A 20,761-nucleotide genomic window follows, 5' to 3' on the forward strand; every position below is an offset into this window, starting at 1 on the left:
CTGGCACGATGGAGGCATGAACATCATGCTTTTCCATTCGACGTACGGGCTGCGGCCCGCGGTGCACGCGGCGGCCGACCGGCTGCGCGCGGCCGGGCACCAGGTCCAGGTGCCGGATCTCTTCGAGGGACGCACTTTCGGGACCGTCGAGGAGGGCATGGCCCACCGGGACGAGATCGGCCGTGACGAGCTGCTGAAGCGCGCGGTGCTGGCCTCCGCCCCCCACTCGGACCAGGGACTGGTCTACGCGGGCTTCTCCTTCGGCGGTTCCGTCGCCCAGCACCTGGCGCTGGCCGACGAGAAGGCGCGCGGGCTGCTGCTCCTGCACGGGACGGCGGACCTGGAGGACGGCGCCTCGGTCGACGAACTGCCCGTGCAGCTGCACATCGCGGACCCGGATCCCTTCGAGCCGCACGACTGGCTGACCGCCTGGTACCTGAGGATGCAGCGGGCGGGGGCCGACGTGGAGGTCCACAGCTACCCGGGTGCCGGGCACCTGTTCACCGACCCGGAGCTGGACGACTACGACGCCGAGGCCGCCGAGCGGCTCTGGAAGGTCTCCATCGGCTTCCTCGACAGTCTGTAGGCGCGGGAATGCGGAGGGCCCGGCCCGGCGGATGCCGGACCGGGCTTTTGCCGCAGGGGGTCAGCCCGCCCGGTAGGCGGTCCAGCTGCTCGACATGCGAGCGACCTGGCCGGCGGTGAACTGGTACATGCAGGAGTCGTACGTGTAGTCCATGAAGTTGCGGATCGGGTCCACGCCGGGCTTGCTCGCGCAACTGTCGCGCCCGGTCGGGCACTCGTACGCGGCGCTCTTCTCGGCCGGGGTGTCGGAGACGTAGTCGCCGTTGCCGTTACAGCCGCCCTGGAAGGTGTGGTAGAGCCCCAGCCAGTGGCCGACCTCGTGGGTGGCGGTGTCACCCTCGTTGTAGTTGGCCGCGGAGCCGCCCGGCAGCGAGCTGTCGAGCACGACCACGCCGTCCATCTTGGGGCTGGAGGCGTAGGAGGTCGGGAAGGTCGCCCAGCCCAGCAGGCCGCCGGAGAGCTTGGCGGTGTAGAAGTTGAGCGCGCCGGGGCCGCCCTTGCGCAGGGTGTTCTTCATGTCCTTCTCGGCCTGGGAGCCGGAAGCCAGGTTGTACCAGGACGCGTTGTCCGTGTAGTCGGTGGCCGTCAGGGTGAACTGGAAGTTCGTGTTGACGTTGCCGGTGCCCTGGCCGCCGTAGGCCGCGTTGAGGACCGCGAGCTGCCTGCTGACATCGGTGGCCGTCAGCTTGCCGGTGGTGCCGGAGTGCACGACGTGGAAGTACACGGGGATGTTCACGACGGCCTCGGCGGCGGTGAGGCTGCGCTGCGGCTGGTTCTTGAGCGCCTTGTCGAGCTTCGCCCTGAGGTCGGCGTCCATGGCCTTCGCCTGCGTGTCGCTGATCGCGTTGGGCTCGTCCGCGTGCTCGTCGTGGGCACGGGCGACGCGGGCGTTCGCGGCGCCGGAGGCGGCGGGCTGGTCGGCGCAGACCTCGGCGGGGGACTTGGCGGCCGCGAGTGTGGTGGGGGCAGCGAGCGGGGTGAAGGCCAAGGTTCCGGCCAGGACCGCCGTGCCCATGAGGCGGCGGCGGAGAAGGGGGGATATGCGGGCAAATGCGCGCACGTGTGCTCCTCGCGTGGGGGGTTGCGGGGGGTGGTGGCCTGAAGGATCTTCTTCAGCTGGCGGGAAGTTTATGTGTGCATGACATATTCAGGTCAAGTGGCTTACGTAAAAGATTTGTTGCTTCTGATGCGCATGGGGCGCCCGGTATGTACCGGACGCCCCATGCGGCAGGAGAATTGACGGTGGATCAGCGAACGGGCTGGTGGACCCGCTCCACCTTCTGGGTCCCGTTCAGCGTCCGGTACGACCGGGTCCATGCCGATGTGGCGCCCTGCTGCCGCTTGTCGGAGACGACGTAGTAGTCCATCTGCGAGCGCTCCGCCGTCACGTCCAGCACGCCGTAGCCGTGCGAGTCCATGTCGAGCCACTTCACGTGCCAGTTGGCGGCCTTGACGGCGGTCTCGGCGACCAGGGAGAGGGTGTCCGGCAGGACGTGCAGGATGTCGTCGAGGTTGTCGGAGGTCACCGACGTGACGACGAACTCGGTCGCCGCCGTCCCCGAGCCCGGGTACGTGGCCATGTTCACCGGGACCTCGTTCGCCCAGGCCATGTGGATGTCGCCGGTCAGGAACACCGTGTTCTTGACGCCCCGGTCCTTGAGGTGGCCCAGCAGCTCCTTGCGGTCGTCCGTGTACCCGTCCCACTGGTCCACATTGATCGCGATGCCGCCCTCGGGCAGGCCGAGCAGCTTGGCCAGCGGCTTCAGCAGGTGCGCGGGCAGCGAACCGAAGGCGACCGGCGAGATCATCACCGAGGTGCCGACGAGCTTCCACGTCGCGGGCGAGCCCGCGAGGCCCGCCTTGAGCCAGTCCAGCTGGGCGCGCCCGGTGATGGTGCGCTCCGGGTCGTCCACCGAGCCGCTGCCCACCTTGGCCTGCTGCGACCGGAAGGAGCGCAGGTCCAGCAGGTGCAGGTCGGCCAGGGTGCCGAAGCGCAGCCTGCGGTAGCAGGTCCCCGCGATGGACGCGCGTACGGGCATCCACTCGAAGTACGCCTGCTTGGCGGCGGCCGCGCGGGCCGCCCACTCGCCCTCCGCCCCCGGGGTGTGGTTCTCGGCGCCGCCGGCCCAGGTGTCGTTGGCGAACTCGTGGTCGTCCCATATGGCGATGACCGGGTGGGCGTGGTGCAGGGCCTGGAGGTCGGCGTCCGTCCGGTACTTGCCGTGGCGGGTGCGGTAGTCGGCGAGCGAGACGATCTCGTGCTTCGGCTCGTGCTGGCGCACGACGTACTTCGCCTCCGGGTACCCCCCGGACTGGTACTCGTAGATGTAGTCGCCCAGGTGCAGGATCGCGTGCAGATCCGTACGGGCGGCCAGGTGGCGGTAGGCGGAGAAGTAGCCGGCCTCCCAGTTGGCGCAGGAGACCACGCCGAAGCGGACCCCCGCCGTCGTCGCCTCGTGGGCCGGGGTGGTCAGGGTGCGCCCGACGGGGGAGGTGGAGCCGCCGGCGGTGAACCGGTACCAGTACGGGGTCTGCGGCTGGAGCCCGCGCACGTCCACCTTGACCGTGTGGTCGCTCGCGGCGCCCGCGGTGACGGCGCCGGAGGCCACCACGCGGGAGAAGGCCTTGTCGGAGGCCACCTCCCAGCCCACCTGGGTGGCCGGGCCGAGCCCGGAACCGGGCACCGCCTCGGGGGTCGGGGTGACGCGGGTCCACAGCAGGACCCCGTCGGGCAGCGGGTCGCCCGAGGCGACGCCGTGCAGGAAGGCGGGCGCGGTGCCCGCGGCATGGGCGGCCGAGGCGGCCAGCGAGGTGAGGGGCGCCAGCGCGGCCGTGGCCGCCGCGGCGAGAACGACCGTACGGCGAGCGGGCTTTGCCGTGGTCAGGGAGATGGGGAGTTGACTGGTCACGGACCATCACATTACCCACGGGTACACCCCTGGGAACAGGTGTCGGAATGCAACGGGCGGGCGAACTCTGTGAGTCCGCCCGCCCGTTGAAGCGGTCTGTCCGGCCTGTCCTGAAATGGCCGGGATCAGCCCTGCAGGGCCTTGTCGATCGCCGCCGTGAACTGCTCCGCCGTCTGCGGAGTCTCGATCTTCTTGCCGTCCATCTTCAGGGTCGGAGTGCCCTTCGTCCCGGACTTGTCGAAGGCCTTCGACATCTCCAGCGCCCACCGGTCGTAGGTACCGTCCTCGACGGCCTTCTTGAACTCGGCGTTGCCCTTGAGCGCCGGGACCGTGTCCGCGACCTTCAGCAGGTAGTCGTCCTTGGCGAAGCTGTCGACGGTCTCCTCGGGGTGCAGCTCCTTGGAGTAGAGCGCTCCCTTGTACTCCAGGAAGGCCTCCGGGCTGACGTTCAGCGCCGCGCCCAGGGCGCTCAGCGCGTTCTTCGAACCCTCGCCCTTGACGGCGTTGTCGATGAAGGTGGCGCCGAAGTACTGGAGCTTGTACTTGCCCTCGTCCACGTCCTTCTTGACCTGCGATCCGGCCGCCTGCTCGAAGGAGGCGCAGGCCGGGCAGCGCGAGTCCTCGTACAGCTCCAGGGTCTTCTTCGCGTCGGCCTTGCCGACGACGACCGTGGTGCCGTCCTCGCCCGTGGTGTTCTTCGGCTTGACCAGCTCGGCCTTGGCGGCCTTCTCCCAGTAGTCGGGCTGGTTGGACTGCACGACCCCGTAGGCGACGGCGCCGATCAGGCCGAGCGCGACCACGACGCCGCCCGCCACGATCACCTGGCGGCGCATTTTGTCCTTCTTGGCCTGGGCCTCGCGCTCGGCGCGCAGCCGCTCGCGGGCCGCTGCCTTGTTCGCGTGGCTGTTGCGTGAACTCATGATGATCTCCGTGGGGTGTGACATGCGAAAGGGACTGCCGTACGTGCGTCAGGCGCGGGCGAGCGCGCCGAGCGGTACGGGAGGTCCCCGCCGTCCCACGGAGTGTGCGGGGAACCGCGTACGCGCCCCGGTGCCCGGGCCGGCCGACCCCAGCAGGGCTCGGGCGGGCGCGCAGGCCACCGCCACCGAAGCCACGGCCAGCAGCAGCGGCCGGAACGCGAAGGCGGCCACCGCCCGCAGCAGCCGGCCCAGCGCCCGCTCGCCGTGGCGCAGCCAGGCCGCGGCCAGCAGTCCGACCGAGACATGGGCGCCGAGCAGCAGCCAGGGCGTGTACGGGCCGGGCGAGGACAGCAGCGCGGCCGCGCCGACCGGCCCGGCCACCTCGCTCAGCGGCCCGCCGACGGGCGTGCCGCCGCACAGGGCGTCCAGGCCCATGGCGCGCAGCGGGCCCGCGACGGGGCCCCCGGCCGGGCCGTAGCAGAGGTGCTGCCCGGCGGTGAAGACGGTGTCGGCGGCCAGCTCCAGCGGTACGAGCAGCCCGGCGATGGGGGCGAATCCGCGTTCGCGGCCGGCGAGCGCGTAGGCGATCGCGAACACACCCGCGAAGGCCCCGATCACCAGCGCGGGCGGCAGCGGGACCTGGGACATCAGGACGTGCGAGCCGGACGAGAGCAGCACGACGAGCACGCTGAACAGCGCGGCCCGCAGCCCTCTGAGTCCGGTCCCGGAAACGTCCATCGTCGCGAGTCTGCCATGCGTTCCTGTGGAACAGGCGTTCAGGGAGTGAGACGCCCGTTACGGAAGAGGTCCACGAAGATCTGGTGGTCCGCGCGCGCCCGGGCCCCGTACGCGTGCGCGAAGTCCACGAGCAGCTCGGCGAAGCCCTCCTCGTCGGCCGCGATCGCCGCGTCGATGGCCCGCTCGGTGGAGAACGGGACCAGCGTCTGCCCGCTCTCGTCCGCGTCGGCGGCCCCGTGCATGGTCGCGGTCGCCCGGCCGAGGTCCGCGACCACGGCCGCGATCTCCTCCGGGTCGTCCAGGTCCGACCAGTCCAGGTCCACCGCGTACGGGGAGACCTCCGCCACCAGCTGCCCGGCCCCGTCCAGCTCGGTCCAGCCCAGCCACGGGTCGGCGTGCGCCTGCAGGGCGCGCTGGGAGATGACCGTGCGGTGCCCCTCGTGCTGGAAGTACTCGCGCACCGCCCGGTCCGTGATGTGCCGGGAGGCCGCCGGGGTCTGCGCCTGCTTGAGGTAGATCACGACGTCGTTCTCCAGGGCGTCGCTGTGCCCCTCCAGCAGGATGTTGTAGGAGGGCAGGCCGGCCGAGCCGATCCCGACGCCCCGGCGTCCCACCACGTCCTTGACCCGGTAGGAGTCCGGCCGTACGAGGGACTCGTCGGGGAGGGTCTCCAGGTACCCGTCGAAGGCGGCCAGCACCTTGTAGCGGGTGGCGGCGTCCAGCTCGATCGAGCCCCCGCCGGCCGTGAAGCGGCGCTCGTAGTCGCGGATCTCCGTCATGGAGTCCAGCAGGGAGAAGCGGGTCCGGGAGCGGGCCGAGCGCAGCGCGGCCAGCAGGGGGCCATCGGCGGTGTCCAGCGTGAAGGAGGGCACCTCCTCATGCTTCGCCCCGGCCGCCAGCCGGTGGATGCGCTCCCGGTACGCGCCGGCGTAGATCCGCACCAGCTCGCTTATCTGGTCGTCGCTGAGCGCCTTGGTGTAGCCGATCAGGGCGACCGAGGCCGCGAACCGCTTCAGGTCCCAGGTGAAGGGGCCGACGTAGGCCTCGTCGAAGTCGTTGACGTTGAAGATCAGCCGGCCGTTGGAGTCCATGTACGTGCCGAAGTTCTCGGCGTGCAGGTCGCCGTGGATCCACACCCGGCCCGTCCGCTCGTCCAGGTACGGGCCGCCGTGCCGGTCCCGCTCCAGGTCGGAGTAGAAGAGGCTGGCCGTGCCCCGGTAGAAGGCGAAGGCCGAGGCCGCCATCTTGCGGAATTTGACCTGGAACGCAGCGGGGTCGGCGGCGAGCAACTCACCGAACGCGGTGTCGAACACGTCGAGGATCTGCTCGGCGCGCTGCTCGTCGGTCGTCTCGGGGACCGCCATGGCGGGTGCCTCCTGGTGCACGTGCTGTTTCAGGTTCCGACCGACTGGACGCCGGATCGGCCCTCCTGGTTCTGCAACGCCCGACCGTACCCCGCAGTGCCCGTGATCTGTCACCCGGCCGACGTAGGATTCGAAGCTGCCCCCTCACCTCGCCCCCCGGAGGACCCGCGCCGTGACAAAGCCGCCGTTCACGCACCTGCACGTCCACACCCAGTACTCGCTGCTGGACGGTGCCGCGCGGCTGAAGGACATGTTCAACGCGTGCAACGAGATGGGCATGACGCACATCGCCATGTCCGACCACGGCAACCTGCACGGCGCGTACGACTTCTTCCACACCGCGCAGAAGGCCGGCATCACGCCGATCATCGGCATCGAGGCGTACGTCGCCCCCGAGTCCCGGCGCAACAAGCGGCGCATCCAGTGGGGCCAGCCGCACCAGAAGCGGGACGACGTCTCCGGTTCCGGTGGTTACACCCACAAGACCATCTGGGCGTCGAACGCCACCGGCCTGCACAACATCTTCCGGCTGTCCTCCGACGCGTACGCCGAGGGCTGGCTCACGAAGTGGCCGCGGATGGACAAGGAGACCATCTCCAAGTGGTCCGAGGGCCTGATCGCCTCCACCGGCTGCCCGTCCGGCGAGGTGCAGACCAGGCTGCGCCTCGGCCAGTTCGACGAGGCCGTGCAGGCCGCCTCCGACTACAAGGACATCTTCGGCGAGGGGCGCTACTTCCTGGAGCTGATGGACCACGGCATCGAGATCGAGCGCCGGGTCCGCGACGGGCTCCTGGAGATCGGCAAGAAGCTCGGCATCCCGCCGCTGGTGACGAACGACTCCCACTACACCTACGCGAGCGAGTCCGTCGCCCACGACGCCCTGCTCTGCATCCAGACCGGCAAGAACCTCTCGGATCCGGACCGCTTCCGCTTCGACGGCACCGGCTACTACCTGAAGTCCGCGGAGGAGATGTACGCCATCGACTCCTCGGACGCCTGGCAGGAGGGCTGCGCCAACACCCGGCTGGTCGCGGAGCAGGTCGAGACCGAGGGCATGTTCCAGTTCCGGAACCTGATGCCGAAGTTCGACATCCCGGACGGCTACACCGAGGTCACCTGGTTCCGGGAGGAGACCATGCGCGGCATGGACCGCCGCTACCCCGGAGGCATTCCGCAGGACCGGATGCAGCAGGCCGAGTACGAGATGGACACGATCATCTCGATGGGCTTCCCCGGCTACTTCCTCGTGGTCGCCGACTTCATCATGTGGGCCAAGAACCAGGGCATCGCGGTGGGTCCGGGCCGAGGCTCCGCGGCCGGCTCGATCGTCGCCTACGCCATGGGCATCACCGACCTCGACCCGATCACCCACGGCCTGATCTTCGAGCGCTTCCTGAACCCCGAGCGCGTCTCCATGCCCGATGTCGACATCGACTTCGACGAGCGCAGGCGCGTCGAGGTCATCCGGTACGTTACCGACAAGTACGGCGCCGACAAGGTCGCCATGATCGGCACCTACGGCACCATCAAGGCCAAGAACGCGATCAAGGACTCGGCCCGCGTGCTGGGCTACCCGTACGCGATGGGCGACCGCCTCACCAAGGCCATGCCCGCCGACGTCCTCGGCAAGGGCATCCCGCTCTCCGGCATCCTCGACCCGACGCACCCCCGCTACGGCGAGGCCGGCGAGATCCGGGGGATGTACGAGAACGAGCCGGACGTGAAGAAGGTCATCGACACCGCCCGCGGCGTGGAGGGCCTGGTCCGCCAGATGGGCGTGCACGCCGCCGGCGTGATCATGTCCAGCGAGACCATCACCGACCACGTGCCGGTCTGGGTCCGCCACTCCGACGGCGTCACCATCACCCAGTGGGACTACCCGAGCTGCGAGTCGCTCGGCCTGCTGAAGATGGACTTCCTCGGCCTGCGCAACCTCACGATCATGGACGACGCCGTCAAGATGGTGAAGGCCAACAAGGGGATCGACATCGATCTCCTGGGCCTGCCGCTCGACGACCCCAAGACCTTCGAACTGCTCGGCCGCGGTGACACCCTCGGCGTCTTCCAGTTCGACGGCGGGCCCATGCGCTCCCTGCTGCGCCTGATGAAGCCCGACAACTTCGAGGACATCTCCGCCGTCTCGGCCCTGTACCGGCCGGGCCCGATGGGCATGAACTCGCACACGAACTACGCACTGCGCAAGAACAAGCAGCAGGAGATCACCCCGATCCACCCGGAGCTGGAGGGACCGCTCGAAGAGGTGCTCGCGGTCACCTACGGCCTGATCGTCTACCAGGAGCAGGTACAGAAGGCCGCCCAGATCATCGCCGGGTACTCGCTCGGCGAGGCCGACATCCTGCGCCGCGTGATGGGCAAGAAGAAGCCCGAGGAGCTGGCGAAGAACTTCGTCATCTTCGAGGCGGGCGCCAAGGAGAAGGGCTTCAGCGACCAGGCGATCAAGGCGCTGTGGGACGTCCTGGTCCCCTTCGCCGGCTACGCCTTCAACAAGGCCCACTCGGCCGCGTACGGCCTGGTCTCCTACTGGACCGCCTACCTCAAGGCGAACTTCCCGGCCGAGTACATGGCCGGCCTGCTCACCTCGGTCAAGGACGACAAGGACAAGTCCGCGATCTACTTGAACGAGTGCCGGCGCATGGGCATCAAGGTCCTGCCGCCGAACGTGAACGAGTCCGAGCCGAACTTCGCGGCCCAGGGCGACGACGTGATCCTCTTCGGCCTCACCGCGGTGCGCAACGTCGGTACGAACGTCGTGGAGTCGATCATCAGGACCAGGAAGGCGAAGGGGAAGTTCTCCTCCTTCCCCGACTTCCTGGACAAGGTCGAGGCCGTGGTCTGCAACAAGCGGACCGTCGAGTCGCTGATCAAGGCCGGCGCCTACGACGAGATGGGCCACACCCGCAAGGGCCTGGTCGCGCACCACGAACCGATGATCGACAACGTGGTCGCGGTCAAGCGCAAGGAGGCCGAGGGACAGTTCGACCTCTTCGGCGGAATGGGTGACGAGAACGCGAGCGACGAGCCCGGCTTCGGTCTCGACGTGGAGTTCTCCGACATCGAGTGGGAGAAGTCCTACCTGCTCGCCCAGGAGCGCGAGATGCTCGGCCTCTACGTCTCCGACCACCCGCTCTTCGGCCTGGAGCACGTGCTCTCCGACAAGACGGACGCCGGTATCTCCCAGCTGACCGGCGGCGAGCACTCCGACGGCGCGGTCGTCACCATCGGCGGCATCATCTCGGGCCTCCAGCGCAAGATGACCAAGCAGGGCAACGCCTGGGCCATCGCCACCGTCGAGGACCTGGCCGGCTCCATCGAATGCATGTTCTTCCCGGCGACCTACCAGCTCGTCTCCACCCAGCTCGTCGAGGACACCGTGGTCTTCGTCAAGGGCCGGCTCGACAAGCGCGAGGACATCCCCCGCCTGGTCGCCATGGAGATGATGGTCCCCGACCTCTCCTCGGCCGGCACCAACGCCCCCGTGGTGCTCACCATCCCCACGGTCAAGGTCACACCGCCGATGGTGACCCGGCTGGGCGAGATCCTGCGCCACCACCAGGGCAACAGCGAGGTCCGCATCAAGCTCCAGGGGCCCCGCACCACCACCGTGCTGCGCCTCGACAAGCACCGGGTCAAGCCCGACCCCGCCCTCTTCGGCGACCTCAAGGTGCTGCTCGGACCGTCCTGCCTGGCCGGATAGCGATCGGGCGCGACCTCGGCGGTACATGCGGAAGGGCCCGCCCGATGACACCGGGCGGGCCCTTCCGCATGCGAGTACGGCCGTCAGTTGTGGCCGAACTTCTTCTCCTTGCGCTTGTGCGCCATGTCCATCGGGCTCGGGGCCGAGGAGGGCATCGACTCGGTCTCCGACGTGCCCTTGGTCGGATCCTGTGCCGACCGGGGCTGCTGCTTGGCGGGCTGCTTCTGATTCTTGTTCTTGGCCATGGTGGAACCTCCGTGAGGGTCTAGGGGCCAGGACCGCCTTCACACTCACACAGGGCCAGAAACCGCGCATTTTGGATCATTACTGCGCGTAGCCGATGCCTCTCGCCCTGCTCGGAGTGAGATCCGCCACGCCGATGATCGAGTTCCGGCCTTCAACACCCTTGGGGTCGGGCAGACTCGGGGAACCCGCCGAAAGCTACAGAGGACCCCCAGGGAAGAGGGTGGAACGCGTGGACCGCTGCGTCGTCCTGGTGGACGCCGGCTACCTGCTGGGTGCCGCCGCCAGCCTTCTCGCCGGGGAGCCCTCCCGTTCCCGGATCACCATCGACCATGCCGCCCTCATCCAGGGCCTGCGCGAGCGGGCCGAGGCGGACACCGAGCAGCCCCTGCTGCGCATCTACTGGTTCGACGGCGCACCCGACCGGGTGCCCCAGCCCGAGCACCGGCGGCTGCGCGTCATGCCCCGCGTCACCGTCCGCCTGGGAGCCCTGACCCGCAGCGACGGCCGCTGGGCGCAGAAGGGCGTCGACGCAGCCATGCACGCCGAGCTCACCGAGCTCGCCCGCAACCGCGCCTGCTCCGACGTGGTCCTCGTGACCGGCGACGGAGACCTGCTGCCCGGCCTGATGTCCGCCAAGGAGCACGGGGTCGCCGTCCACCTGTGGGCCGTCCAGGCCGCCGACGGGGACTACAACCAGTCCGAGGACCTCGTCGCCGAGGCCGACGAACGCCGCGTCCTGGACCGGGCCTGGATCACCCGGGCCGTCCGCGCCAAGGACCTCGCCGGACTGTGCTCCCCGCCGCCCGCGCCGCGCCCGGACATCGCAGCCATCCTCTCGGCCCCGCTGCCCGAGGCCGCGCTCGCCGAGGCCGCCCGCAACGGCAGCGCCGCCGCCCGGGAGCAGGAGCCGGGCGGGGTCCCCGTACCGGCGCCCACCGCCCCCGGGGGCAAGCCGGTTCCCACTCCCAAGGACCTGGCCGGAGCCCTGCGCGCGCCCGGCCAGCAGAGCGGCCCGCAGGCCGGGCCGAGCAGCGCCCACGCCCCCGCCAGCGCCCTGCGCTGGTCCTCCGACAAGGGCTGGATCGACCGGGCCGGACCGCTCGGCGAGCCCGCCGAGACCGCCTCGCTGCCCACCCTCGCCCAGCTCACCAGCGCCGAACAGCGCTGGGCGGACCGGGAGGAGGACATCACCACCGTCGGCGGGGACCCGTTCGAGGTGGGACAGGTGTTCGCCCGGCGCTGGATGGAACGGCTCCCGGAGACCGTGCACCTGCAGAAGCTGGCCACGATGTACCCGCGGATCCCGCACCGGATCGACGGCGAACTGCTGCGCTACGCCGCCCGGTTCGGGCTGCTCGCGCACAAGGACGACCAGATCGACGAGCACGACCGGTACGCCATCCGCGCCGGGTTCTGGCGGGAGATCGACGTCCGCGCCGCCGCCGAACACGTGGCCGCCGTACCGGCCTCGGCACCCGGAGCCGACCCCGGCGAGCTCGGCGCCCCGCTGACCCCGACGGCCGAGTAGGGCCGGGAACCCCGTAGGCTGCTCCCTCGTGAGTACGGGCACAGCACAGGCGCGAGAAGGCACGGCGGCGGCCGCGGGAGCAGCGCCGGACGTCATCTGCGCGGTGCGTGACCTGGTCAAGACCTATCCCGCGGTACGCGGCCGGCGCGGGGCTCCCGCCCTGCCCGAGACCCGCGCCAACGACGGGATCTCCCTGGACGTCCGGCGCGGCGAGATCTTCGGCCTGCTCGGCCCCAACGGCGCCGGCAAGTCCACGCTGGTCCGCCAGCTCACCGGCCTGATGCGGCCGGACTCCGGCTCGGTGACCCTGCTCGGCCACGACCTCGTGGGCCACCCCGAGCGCGCCTCCCGGCTGCTCGCCTACCTGGGGCAGGAATCCACCGCCCTGGACGAGCTCACGGTGGCGCTGGCCGCCGAGACCACCGGGCGACTGCGCGGGCTCGACGTCCGGGCGGCCCGGGCCGCGCGCGACTCCGTCCTGGAGGAACTCGGGCTGACCCCGATCGCCGGACGGCCCCTGAAGAAACTCTCCGGCGGCCAGCGCCGCCTCGCCTGCTTCGCCACCGCGCTGGTGGGGGAGCGGCCCGTCCTGGTCCTCGACGAGCCCACCACCGGCATGGACCCGGTGGCGCGGCGGGCGGTCTGGTCCGCGGTCGACCGGCGGCGCGCGCAGCACGGCGCCACGGTCCTGCTCGTCACCCACAACGTCATCGAGGCCGAGACCGTCCTGGACCGGGTCGCCGTCATCGACCAGGGCAAGGTCATCGCCTGCGACACCCCGTCCGGTCTGAAGGCCACCGTCTCGGGCGAGGTCCGGCTGGAGCTGGTGTGGCGCGAGGGCGCTCCGCTGGAGGTCCCGGAGGTCGCCGCGCTCGCGCCGCGGGCCGCCGAGTCCGGGCGGCGCTGGGTGCTCCGGCTGGCGCCGGACGAGGCGAGGGCGGCGGTGGCCTCGGTCATCGGGAGCCCGGCCTTCGCCGCGCTCGACGACTTCACCCTGGCCACCCCCAGCCTCGAAGACGTGTATCTGGCCCTCGGCGGCAGGACGAAAGGGCTGGTGAAGTCGTGAGCGACCTTTCGACGGGGGCCGCGAGGGCCTTGCTCGCGCCCGGCGCCGTGCCGTCACCCGCTGCGGGCGCCGCGCCGGCGGGCGCCGTCGACGGCCGTGCACAGGCGCCGCAGCCCGCGCCGCTGGCGCCCCGCGCGCGGTTCTTCCCCGCGCTGGCCGCCGTGTACCGGGCCCAGCTCTCCCGGGCCCGGGTGGCGCGGATCCCGCTGCTGTTCGTCGCCACCTTCCAGTCCGTCGGGATCATGATCCTGATGCGGGGGGTGGTCGACGGGGGCTCCGAGGCCCGCGCCGTCGTCGCCGGGTCCTCGGTGCTGGTCGTCGCCTTCGTCGCGCTGAACCTGCTCGCCCAGTACTTCGGGCAGCTGCGGGCCGGCGGCGGGCTCGACCACTACGCCACCCTGCCGGTGCCGCCCGCGTCGGTGGTGCTGGGCGCGGCCGCCGCGTACGCCTCCTTCACGCTGCCGGGGACCCTGGTCACCGCGGTCTTCGGCTGCCTGCTGTTCGGGCTGCCGCTGAGCGGGCTGTGGATCCTGGCCGCCGTCGTACCGCTGGCCGGCGCCGCGCTGGCCGGGCTGGGTGCGGCCCTCGGACTGCTCGCACCCCGGCAGGAGCTGGCCACCCTCGCGGGACAGCTCGGCATGTCGGCGGCGCTGCTGCTCGGGGTGCTGCCGCCCGAGCGGATGCCGGACGTGATCGTGTGGGCCCGGGACCTGCTCCCGTCCACGTACGGGGTCGAGGCGTTCGCCCGTACCTTCGCCCCCGATCCCGACTGGGCGGCCGTCGCCCTGGACCTGGGCGTGTGCGGGGCCGTCGGGGTCCTCTCGCTGGCCGTCGCGACCTGGGCGTACCGCCGGGCGGCCGTCCGCTGACACGGTCCGCCGACGCCGCTGCCGGGCACACCTGGCACGATGTGGGGGTGACCGAAGCCGTGACCCCGCCGTCCCCCCTCGACCCGCCGTCGCTCCCGCCCGAGAAGCCGGGTGCCGCCTCCGGGGCGATCACCCCGGAAGACATCCGGGACGGGGCCTTCGTGGCCCTGCTCGTCGGGGCGGCCGGACTGCTCCTCGGCCTGCTGTGGGTGTGGCTGGCCCCCCGGGTGCAGTACGTGTCCAACGGCGAGGCCGTCTTCCTGAGCAACAGCGAGAGCGAGGCGCGGATCGCCTCCGACGGGACCTTCTTCCTGCTGTCGCTCGGGCTGGGCGTGCTCAGTGCCGTCGGCACCTTCCTGTGGCGCCGGTCCGGTGGTGTGCCGCTGGTGATCGGGCTCGCGGTCGGGTCCGTCTTCGCCGCGCTGGTGGGGTGGCGGTTCGGGCTGTGGCTGGGGCCCTCCTCGGACCTCGTCGCCGCCGCGAAGGCCGCGGGCAAGGGGGTTCCGTTCGACGCGCCGCTGGAGCTGCTCGCGCACGGGGCGTTGCTGGGGTGGCCGATGATCGCGGTGCTGGTGCACCTGGGGCTGACCGCGCTGTGGACTCCGCGGGATCCGGATCCCGACCCCGTGGAGGGCTGGACGGGCTACTACCAGGCTCCGCCGCCCGCGGCTCCGCACGACTGAAGCATCGGGGCTCCGCCCGGGGCCGGATTCGGCTACGCGCGGGCGATCGGGGCCAGGGTGGCCGAGGTGAGGGTGGTCAGGTCCGACGGGGCGAGTTCGACCTCCAGGCCGCGCCGGCCCGCCGAGCAGCAGATCGTGGCGTGCGCCACGGCCGAGGCGTCGATCACCGTACGGAGACGCTTGCGCTGGCCGAGCGGGGAGATGCCGCCGCGGACGTAGCCCGTCGTGCGCTCCGCCAGGGCCGGGTCGGCCATCGCCGCCCGCTTGCCGCCGACCGCCGTCGCCAGGGCCTTGAGGTCCAGTGACCCCGAGACCGGGACCACCGCCACCGTCAGGACGCCGTCCACGTCCGCGACCAGGGTCTTGAAGACCTGGGCGGGCGAGACGCCGAGCGCCTGCGCCGCCTCCTCCCCGTAGGAGGAGTGGGCCGGGTCGTGCTCGTAGGCGTGCGTGGTGAACGTGACGCCCGCCGCCGTCAGGGCGACGATCGCCGGGGTGCCCGCCGCCTGCTTGGGCTTCTTCGCCATCGGTGTCCGCTCAGTTCGGGCTCGTCGGGGCACGGGTCAGGTCCACCGCCGGCAGCGACGGCAGGTGGCGGATCACCGCCGTCTCCGTACGCAGCAGCTTCAGCTCCTCCGCCAGCCGCGTCGCGGTGTCCGGGGCCTGGAGCAGCCGCTGCTTCGCCGGGATGTCCAGCACCGCCGCCGCTGCCACCAGGTAGGAGACCACCGAGGGCTCGTCGGGGAGCTCCGCGCCGGTCAGGGAGCGCTCGCGGGCGCCGGCCAGCCGCTTCTGGTAGTTGCGGAAGGCCCGCAGCACCCCTTCGGCCAGCACGCCCGCGCCGTCGCCCGCGTCCTCCGGGAGCTCTTCCAGCTCCGCCGTCAGGAAGGGGCCCGAGGCGTCGACCGAGATCAGGCGGACCCGTGTCGTGCCGGTCGCCAGCACCTCGAAGCTGCCGTCCTCCCGCTCCCGGACGGTCGCCGCGTCGGCGATGCAGCCCACCCGGTGGAAGGCCTGGATCGGATCGGGGCCGAAGCCCGCCGCCGGGCCCCGCTCGGGCACGGCCGTCTGGTCCGGCAGGCCGGGCGCGGTCGGCGCGACCTCCCGGCCGTCGCGGATCGCGACAACCGCGAAACGGCGGGGCTCGTCCTCGCCCGTCTTCAGCAGCTCGCGCATCATGGCGCGATAACGCTCCTCGAAGATGTTCAGCGGGATGACGAGTCCCGGGAACAGCACCGAGTTCAGCGGGAAGAGGGGCAGGCGAACGGTGGTCACCTGGCACAGGGTAATCGCCCGGGACCCGGAGGGTGTCCGGCGTTTGAGGGGCGGACAGCGGCACGTGCGCGCCCGGCCGGACGACCCCCGCCGCCGTCAGCCCCGACGCAGCAGCCGGGAGGCCCCCGCCGCCACCGTCGTGGCCAGGATCCAGCCCATGATGACGAGACCCGCGGCCCCCCACTGCCAGCTGCCCTCCAGCTTCCACTGCCCCTGCTGACCGAGGTCGATCACCGGGAGCAGCAGGTCCAGCGCGTACAGGGCGGCGCTCCACTGCGGGTGCTCGTCCTCCTTGAGCGCCGGCGGGTCGAGCTGGGCGAACAGCAGCGCCCCGGCCGCCCACAGCACCGCCATCCACAGGGCGGCACGGCCCGGCCGGTATCCGTAGACCACCGTCCAGTCCTGGAGGTAACCCCACGCCTTCGGCCAGGGCGGCAGCGTGTCCCGGCGCCTCCGCTGCTTGGCCAGCAGCACCGCGCGGGCGTCCGCGTCCTCGCCGCTGGCGCGCAGTACGGCGGCCAGCCGCTCGTACGGCTCCGGCGAGTACTCGGGAGTGGCCGCCTCCACCCATTCCAGGCGGCGGGAGAGCGGGAAATGGCCCCGGGGCGCGAGGTTCTCGTAGACGAACCCCTCGATGGACAGCCCGCCCGGGCCCGGCCAGCTCGTGGAGGTGTCGACGAGCTTGACCACCTTGGCCCCGGACACCACCACCCGCCCGCGCTCCGGTCGCTCGCCGACGAAGCGGAACTCCGGGGTCTGTATCCGGCGCAGGGAGATCTCCTGCTCGTCGGTGAGCGTGAACCGCGCCCCGTAGAAGTCGATGGCGTCCCCGAACCGGCCGTCGTCCAGCCGCAGCCCTCCGCGGCACTCGAAGTGCTGCGACCGCCGGCCGCGGGTGGGCGTCGGCCCCAGCCCGTACGGGGGAGTGGATGAGCCCCCGTACGCCGCGTAGTCCAGCGCGATGGAGGTCAGGTACAGGGTCCGCTCGACGGTCAGCTGCGGGGCGTTGAGCGCGAACCGCCCGGACGGATTGCGCAGGCGGGCCCCGCGCAGGTTCATCGACACGCCGACCTTCGCGCCGCGCAGGCTCACCTCCCCGTACGTCTCCAGCAGCTCGCCCTGTAAGTCCTGCGCGACGGACAGCCCGTCGGCGGAGATGGCCCGGCCCTTGTTGTCCCGTTGCACCACGGCCTGGCTGACCAGCAGGTCGGTGCCGATCTGCGCGTCGGTCAGCCGGATCCCGCGCGCCACCCGGCAGCGCGGCAGGTGCAGATCGCCCTCGGTGTGCAGCCGGGAGGCCTCCAGCCGCGGTATCGCGCAGTTGACCATCCGCAGCGTGCCGACCCGGGCCTCGGACAGCTGGATCTCGCTGTCGAAGCGGCAGGACTGGAGCTCCACGTACGGGGCCACCGCGGCGCCGGACAGTTCCAGCCGCCCGCTGATCCGCACCCCGCGCAGCTTGAGCGAGGCCACCCGGCCCGGCACCGGCGGCGGCCCGTGCAGCAGCAGCCGGGCGACCACCCGGGCGCGGACGCTGCGCTCGGGGCCCCAGACGTGCTCCGCGTGCGGATCGTCCCGGTCGGCGGCGCGGGTGCTGAGATCGCAGACGCTGCCGGTGCGGAAGGCCTCCCACATGCGGCGTTCGGCGGCGGTGAGATCCGCCGGTTCCTCGTCCGTGCGCGCCTCGGTCACGGCGGCCCCCCTCCGCTGTCGTCCACGTGTACGGGAACGCTATCGGGCGCCTGTGACACCCGGGACCTGTATCAGCCAGTGATACGGGCGAACGGTGGCGCGAAGCGGTCTGAGAGAATTGTGAGGTGATCTCTCGTATCGACCTGCGCGGTGACGCCCTCCCCGAGGGCGGCGCCCTGCGCGATCTGCTGCCCCGTGCCGAGTTCGACGTAGAAGCTGCCCTGGAGAAGGTGCGGCCCATCTGCGAGGACGTCCATCATCGTGGCACGGCGGCGCTGATCGAGTACGCGCAGAAGTTCGACGGGGTCGAGCTCTCGCAGGTCCGGGTACCCACGGAGGCCATCGAGGCCGCCCTGGAGCAGCTGGACCCGGCCGTCCGCGCCGCCCTGGAGGAGTCGATCCGGCGCGCCCGGATCGTGCACCGGAATCAGCGCCGCACCGAGCACACCACTCAGGTGGTCCCCGGCGGCACCGTGACCGAGAAGTGGGTTCCGGTGGAGCGCGTGGGGCTGTACGCCCCGGGCGGCCGTTCGGTCTACCCGTCCTCCGTCGTCATGAACGTGGTGCCCGCCCAGGAGGCGGGCGTCGAGTCGATCGCGCTCGCGTCCCCGCCGCAGAAGCCCGCTTTTGACGGAGACCCCGCCGGGGGCCTGCCGCACCCGACGATCCTCGCCGCATGCGCACTGCTCGGCGTGGACGAGGTGTACGCGGTGGGCGGTGCGCAGGCCGTCGCGATGTTCGCGTACGGGACCGAGGACTGCCTTCCCTCCAACATGGTGACCGGCCCCGGCAACATCTGGGTCGCCGCCGCCAAGCGCTACTTCACCGGGAAGATCGGCATCGACACCGAGGCCGGCCCGACCGAGATCGCCGTCCTCGCCGACTCCACCGCCGACCCGGTGCACGTCGCCGCCGACCTGATCAGCCAGGCCGAGCACGACCCGCTGGCCGCGGCCGTGCTCGTCACGGACTCCGCGGAGCTCGCGGACGCCGTCGAGAAGGAGCTGGAGCCGCAGGTCGCCGCGACCAAGCACGTCGAGGACCGGATCAAGCCGGCCCTGGCGGGCAGGCAGTCCGCGATCGTGCTGGTCGACAGCCTGGAGGACGGCCTGAAGGTCGTCGACGCGTACGGCGCCGAGCACCTGGAGATCCAGACCGCCGACGCCGCCGCCTGGGCCGCCCGCGTACGCAACGCCGGCGCGATCTTCGTCGGCCCGTGGGCCCCGGTCTCGCTCGGCGACTACTGCGCCGGGTCGAACCACGTGCTGCCCACCGGCGGCTGCGCCTGCCACTCCTCCGGCCTGTCCGTGCAGTCCTTCCTGCGCGGCATCCACATCGTCGACTACACGCGGGACGCCCTCGCCGAGGTCACCCACCACGTGGTGACGCTGGCCGAGGCCGAGGACCTGCCCGCGCACGGCGCCGCCCTGAAGGCGCGCTTCGGATGGAAGGTGCCCACCGTATGACCGCCGCCGGCATCGGCATCGACGACCTGCCCATCCGGGACGAGCTGCGCGGCAAGACCCCGTACGGCGCTCCGCAGCTCGACGTGCCCGTCCAGCTGAACACGAACGAAAACCCGTACGAGCTGCCCGACGAGCTCGTCCGGCGCATCGCCGAGCGCGTCGCCGAGGCGGCCCGCACCCTCAACCGCTACCCCGACCGGGACGCGGTCGAGCTGCGCACCGAGCTGGCCGCCTACCTCACCCGTACGGGCAAGCACCCGGTCGCGCGCGAGAACGTATGGGCTGCCAACGGCTCCAACGAGGTCATCCAGCAGCTGCTGCAGACCTTCGGCGGGCCCGGCCGCACCGCGCTCGGCTTCGAGCCCTCCTACTCGATGCACGCGCTGATCTCCCGCGGCACCGGCACCGGGTGGATCTCCGGCCCGCGCCGCGAGGACTTCACGATCGACGTGGAGGCGGCGGAGCGGGCGATCACGGAGCACGCCCCCGACGTCGTCTTCATCACCTCGCCCAACAACCCCACGGGCACCGCGGTCGAGGCCGAGACGGTCCTCGCCCTCTACGAGGCCGCGCAGGCCGCCAAGCCGTCTCTGGTGATCGTGGACGAGGCGTACGTGGAGTTCAGCCACCGGGACTCGCTGCTGCCCCTCATCGAGGGCCGCCCGAACATGGTGGTCTCCCGGACCATGTCCAAGGCCTTCGGCGCGGCCGGCCTGCGCCTGGGTTACCTGGCCGCCCACCCCGCCGTCGTCGACGCCGTCCAGCTGGTGCGCCTGCCGTACCACCTGTCGGCCGTCACGCAGGCCACCGCACTGGCCGCCCTGGAGCACACCGACACCTTGCTCGGCTACGTCGAGCAGCTCAAGGCCGAGCGCGACCGCCTGGTCGTGGAACTGCGGGCCATCGGCTTCGAGGTCACCGATTCCGACGCGAACTTCATCCAGTTCGGGAAGTTCGAGGACTCGCACACCGCCTGGCAGAAGATCCTCGACCGGGGCGTCCTGGTCCGGGACAACGGCGTACCGGGATGGCTGCGGGTCACCGCCGGCACCCCGGCGGAGAACGACGCGTTCCTGGAAGCGGTTCGCGCACTGAAGAAGGAGCAGCACGCATGAGCCGCATCGGACGGGTCGAACGGACCACCAAGGAGACCTCGGTCGTCGTCGAGATAAACCTCGACGGCAAGGGCGACGTCTCAGTGTCAACGGGTGTGGGCTTCTACGACCACATGCTCGACCAGCTCGGCCGCCACGGCCTCTTCGACCTCACCGTCAAGACCGAGGGCGACCTGCACATCGACAGCCACCACACCATCGAGGACAGCGCGCTCGCGCTGGGCGCCGCCTTCAAGCAGGCCCTCGGCGACAAGGTCGGCATCTACCGCTTCGGCAACTGCACCGTGCCGCTCGACGAGTCCCTCGCCCAGGTGACCGTCGACCTGTCCGGCCGCCCCTACCTCGTGCACACCGAGCCCGAGAACATGGCGCCGATGATCGGCACGTACGACACGACGATGACCCGGCACATCTTCGAGTCCTTCGTCGCGCAGGCCCAGATCGCCCTGCACATCCACGTCCCGTACGGCCGCAACGCCCACCACATCGTGGAGTGCCAGTTCAAGGCCCTGGCCCGGGCCCTGCGCTACGCCGCCGAGTTCGATCCGCGCGCGGCCGGCATCCTGCCCTCCACGAAGGGCGCCCTCTAG

General features: G+C 71.3%; 18 protein-coding genes. 9 read left to right on the forward strand and 9 right to left on the reverse strand.

Translation table 11 applies throughout. From position 1 onward, the window contains the following. Positions 1-16 precede the first annotated feature (16 nt). On the forward strand, positions 17-586 hold the full coding sequence (locus ACIQZO_RS01760) for a dienelactone hydrolase family protein (RefSeq protein ID WP_403618460.1): 570 nt from the start codon (positions 17-19) through the stop codon (positions 584-586). Between the two features lie 60 nt (positions 587-646). Here the strand turns inward: ACIQZO_RS01760 and ACIQZO_RS01765 are convergent, their stop codons facing one another. The 5 genes from ACIQZO_RS01765 to ACIQZO_RS01785 form a co-directional block, all read right to left on the reverse strand. Beyond that, entirely contained in the window at positions 647-1,600 is a 954-nt protein-coding gene (locus ACIQZO_RS01765) for a zinc metalloprotease (protein ID WP_403619200.1), read from the reverse strand. Positions 1,601-1,832: 232 nt separating this feature from the next. Beyond that, positions 1,833-3,494 (reverse strand): alkaline phosphatase D family protein, encoded by a 1,662-nt coding sequence (locus ACIQZO_RS01770; protein ID WP_403618463.1) that lies wholly within the window; start codon positions 3,492-3,494, stop codon positions 1,833-1,835. A 125-nt stretch (positions 3,495-3,619) separates the two neighbouring features. Continuing rightward, positions 3,620-4,414, reverse strand: a complete 795-nt coding sequence (locus tag ACIQZO_RS01775; protein WP_403618466.1) for a thioredoxin domain-containing protein — start codon at positions 4,412-4,414, stop codon at positions 3,620-3,622. Between the two features lie 48 nt (positions 4,415-4,462). Further along, positions 4,463-5,152 (reverse strand): hypothetical protein, encoded by a 690-nt coding sequence (locus ACIQZO_RS01780; protein ID WP_403618469.1) that lies wholly within the window; start codon positions 5,150-5,152, stop codon positions 4,463-4,465. Between the two features lie 38 nt (positions 5,153-5,190). Continuing rightward, positions 5,191-6,516 (reverse strand): DUF2252 domain-containing protein, encoded by a 1,326-nt coding sequence (locus tag ACIQZO_RS01785; protein WP_403618472.1) that lies wholly within the window; start codon positions 6,514-6,516, stop codon positions 5,191-5,193. A 172-nt stretch (positions 6,517-6,688) separates the two neighbouring features. On the opposite strand from ACIQZO_RS01785, the gene dnaE reads away from it, so the two are divergent. Beyond that, positions 6,689-10,231, forward strand: a complete 3,543-nt coding sequence (gene dnaE / locus ACIQZO_RS01790; protein ID WP_403618475.1) for a DNA polymerase III subunit alpha — start codon at positions 6,689-6,691, stop codon at positions 10,229-10,231. 83 nt (positions 10,232-10,314) lie between these two features. Here dnaE and ACIQZO_RS01795 read toward each other — a convergent pair whose 3' ends face one another. Next, the gene (locus ACIQZO_RS01795; protein ID WP_403618478.1) at positions 10,315-10,476 is read right to left on the reverse strand and encodes a hypothetical protein; all 162 of its coding nucleotides are present in this window, start codon (positions 10,474-10,476) and stop codon (positions 10,315-10,317) included. Positions 10,477-10,697: 221 nt separating this feature from the next. On the opposite strand from ACIQZO_RS01795, the gene ACIQZO_RS01800 reads away from it, so the two are divergent. The 4 genes from ACIQZO_RS01800 (at position 10,698) to ACIQZO_RS01815 (ending at position 14,623) form a co-directional block, all read left to right on the forward strand. Next, positions 10,698-12,005: an NYN domain-containing protein gene (locus ACIQZO_RS01800; RefSeq protein ID WP_403618481.1), complete on the forward strand. Its 1,308-nt coding sequence runs from the start codon at positions 10,698-10,700 to the stop codon at positions 12,003-12,005. A gap of 94 nt (positions 12,006-12,099) precedes the next feature. Beyond that, a complete protein-coding gene (locus tag ACIQZO_RS01805) occupies positions 12,100-13,071 on the forward strand; it encodes an ABC transporter ATP-binding protein (protein ID WP_403619203.1) in 972 nt (323 codons plus the stop codon). Continuing rightward, entirely contained in the window at positions 13,068-13,940 is an 873-nt protein-coding gene (locus ACIQZO_RS01810) for an ABC transporter permease (protein ID WP_403618484.1), read from the forward strand. The genes ACIQZO_RS01805 and ACIQZO_RS01810 overlap by 4 nt, the downstream gene beginning before the upstream one ends. 47 nt (positions 13,941-13,987) lie before the next feature. Further along, positions 13,988-14,623 carry a hypothetical protein gene (locus ACIQZO_RS01815; protein ID WP_403618487.1) on the forward strand — a complete coding sequence of 212 codons (636 nt, stop codon included), beginning with the start codon at positions 13,988-13,990 and terminating at the stop codon, positions 14,621-14,623. Between the two features lie 32 nt (positions 14,624-14,655). On the opposite strand, the gene ybaK is transcribed toward ACIQZO_RS01815, so the two are convergent. The 3 genes from ybaK to ACIQZO_RS01830 form a co-directional block, all read right to left on the reverse strand. After that, complete coding sequence (gene ybaK, locus ACIQZO_RS01820) at positions 14,656-15,150, reverse strand: Cys-tRNA(Pro) deacylase (protein WP_403618490.1); 495 nt, start codon at positions 15,148-15,150, stop codon at positions 14,656-14,658. 10 nt (positions 15,151-15,160) lie between these two features. Next, positions 15,161-15,898, reverse strand: coding sequence for an LON peptidase substrate-binding domain-containing protein (locus tag ACIQZO_RS01825; RefSeq protein WP_403618493.1), 738 nt, complete (start codon positions 15,896-15,898; stop codon positions 15,161-15,163). 96 nt (positions 15,899-15,994) lie between these two features. After that, positions 15,995-17,590: an oxidoreductase gene (locus ACIQZO_RS01830; protein ID WP_403618496.1), complete on the reverse strand. Its 1,596-nt coding sequence runs from the start codon at positions 17,588-17,590 to the stop codon at positions 15,995-15,997. A gap of 125 nt (positions 17,591-17,715) precedes the next feature. On the opposite strand from ACIQZO_RS01830, the gene hisD reads away from it, so the two are divergent. The 3 genes from hisD to hisB are packed head-to-tail and all read left to right on the forward strand — an operon-like array spanning position 17,716 to position 20,761. Continuing rightward, positions 17,716-19,056 (forward strand): histidinol dehydrogenase, encoded by a 1,341-nt coding sequence (gene hisD / locus ACIQZO_RS01835; RefSeq protein ID WP_403618499.1) that lies wholly within the window; start codon positions 17,716-17,718, stop codon positions 19,054-19,056. After that, the gene (locus ACIQZO_RS01840) at positions 19,053-20,171 is read left to right on the forward strand and encodes a histidinol-phosphate transaminase (RefSeq protein WP_403618502.1); all 1,119 of its coding nucleotides are present in this window, start codon (positions 19,053-19,055) and stop codon (positions 20,169-20,171) included. The genes hisD and ACIQZO_RS01840 overlap by 4 nt, the downstream gene beginning before the upstream one ends. Beyond that, entirely contained in the window at positions 20,168-20,761 is a 594-nt protein-coding gene (gene hisB, locus ACIQZO_RS01845) for an imidazoleglycerol-phosphate dehydratase HisB (protein WP_403618505.1), read from the forward strand. Before ACIQZO_RS01840 ends, hisB begins: the two co-directional genes overlap by 4 nt.

The sequence above is a fragment of the Streptomyces sp. NPDC097617 genome (assembly GCF_044761485.1).
In the GTDB taxonomy this organism is placed as follows: Bacteria; Actinomycetota; Actinomycetes; order Streptomycetales; family Streptomycetaceae; genus Streptomyces.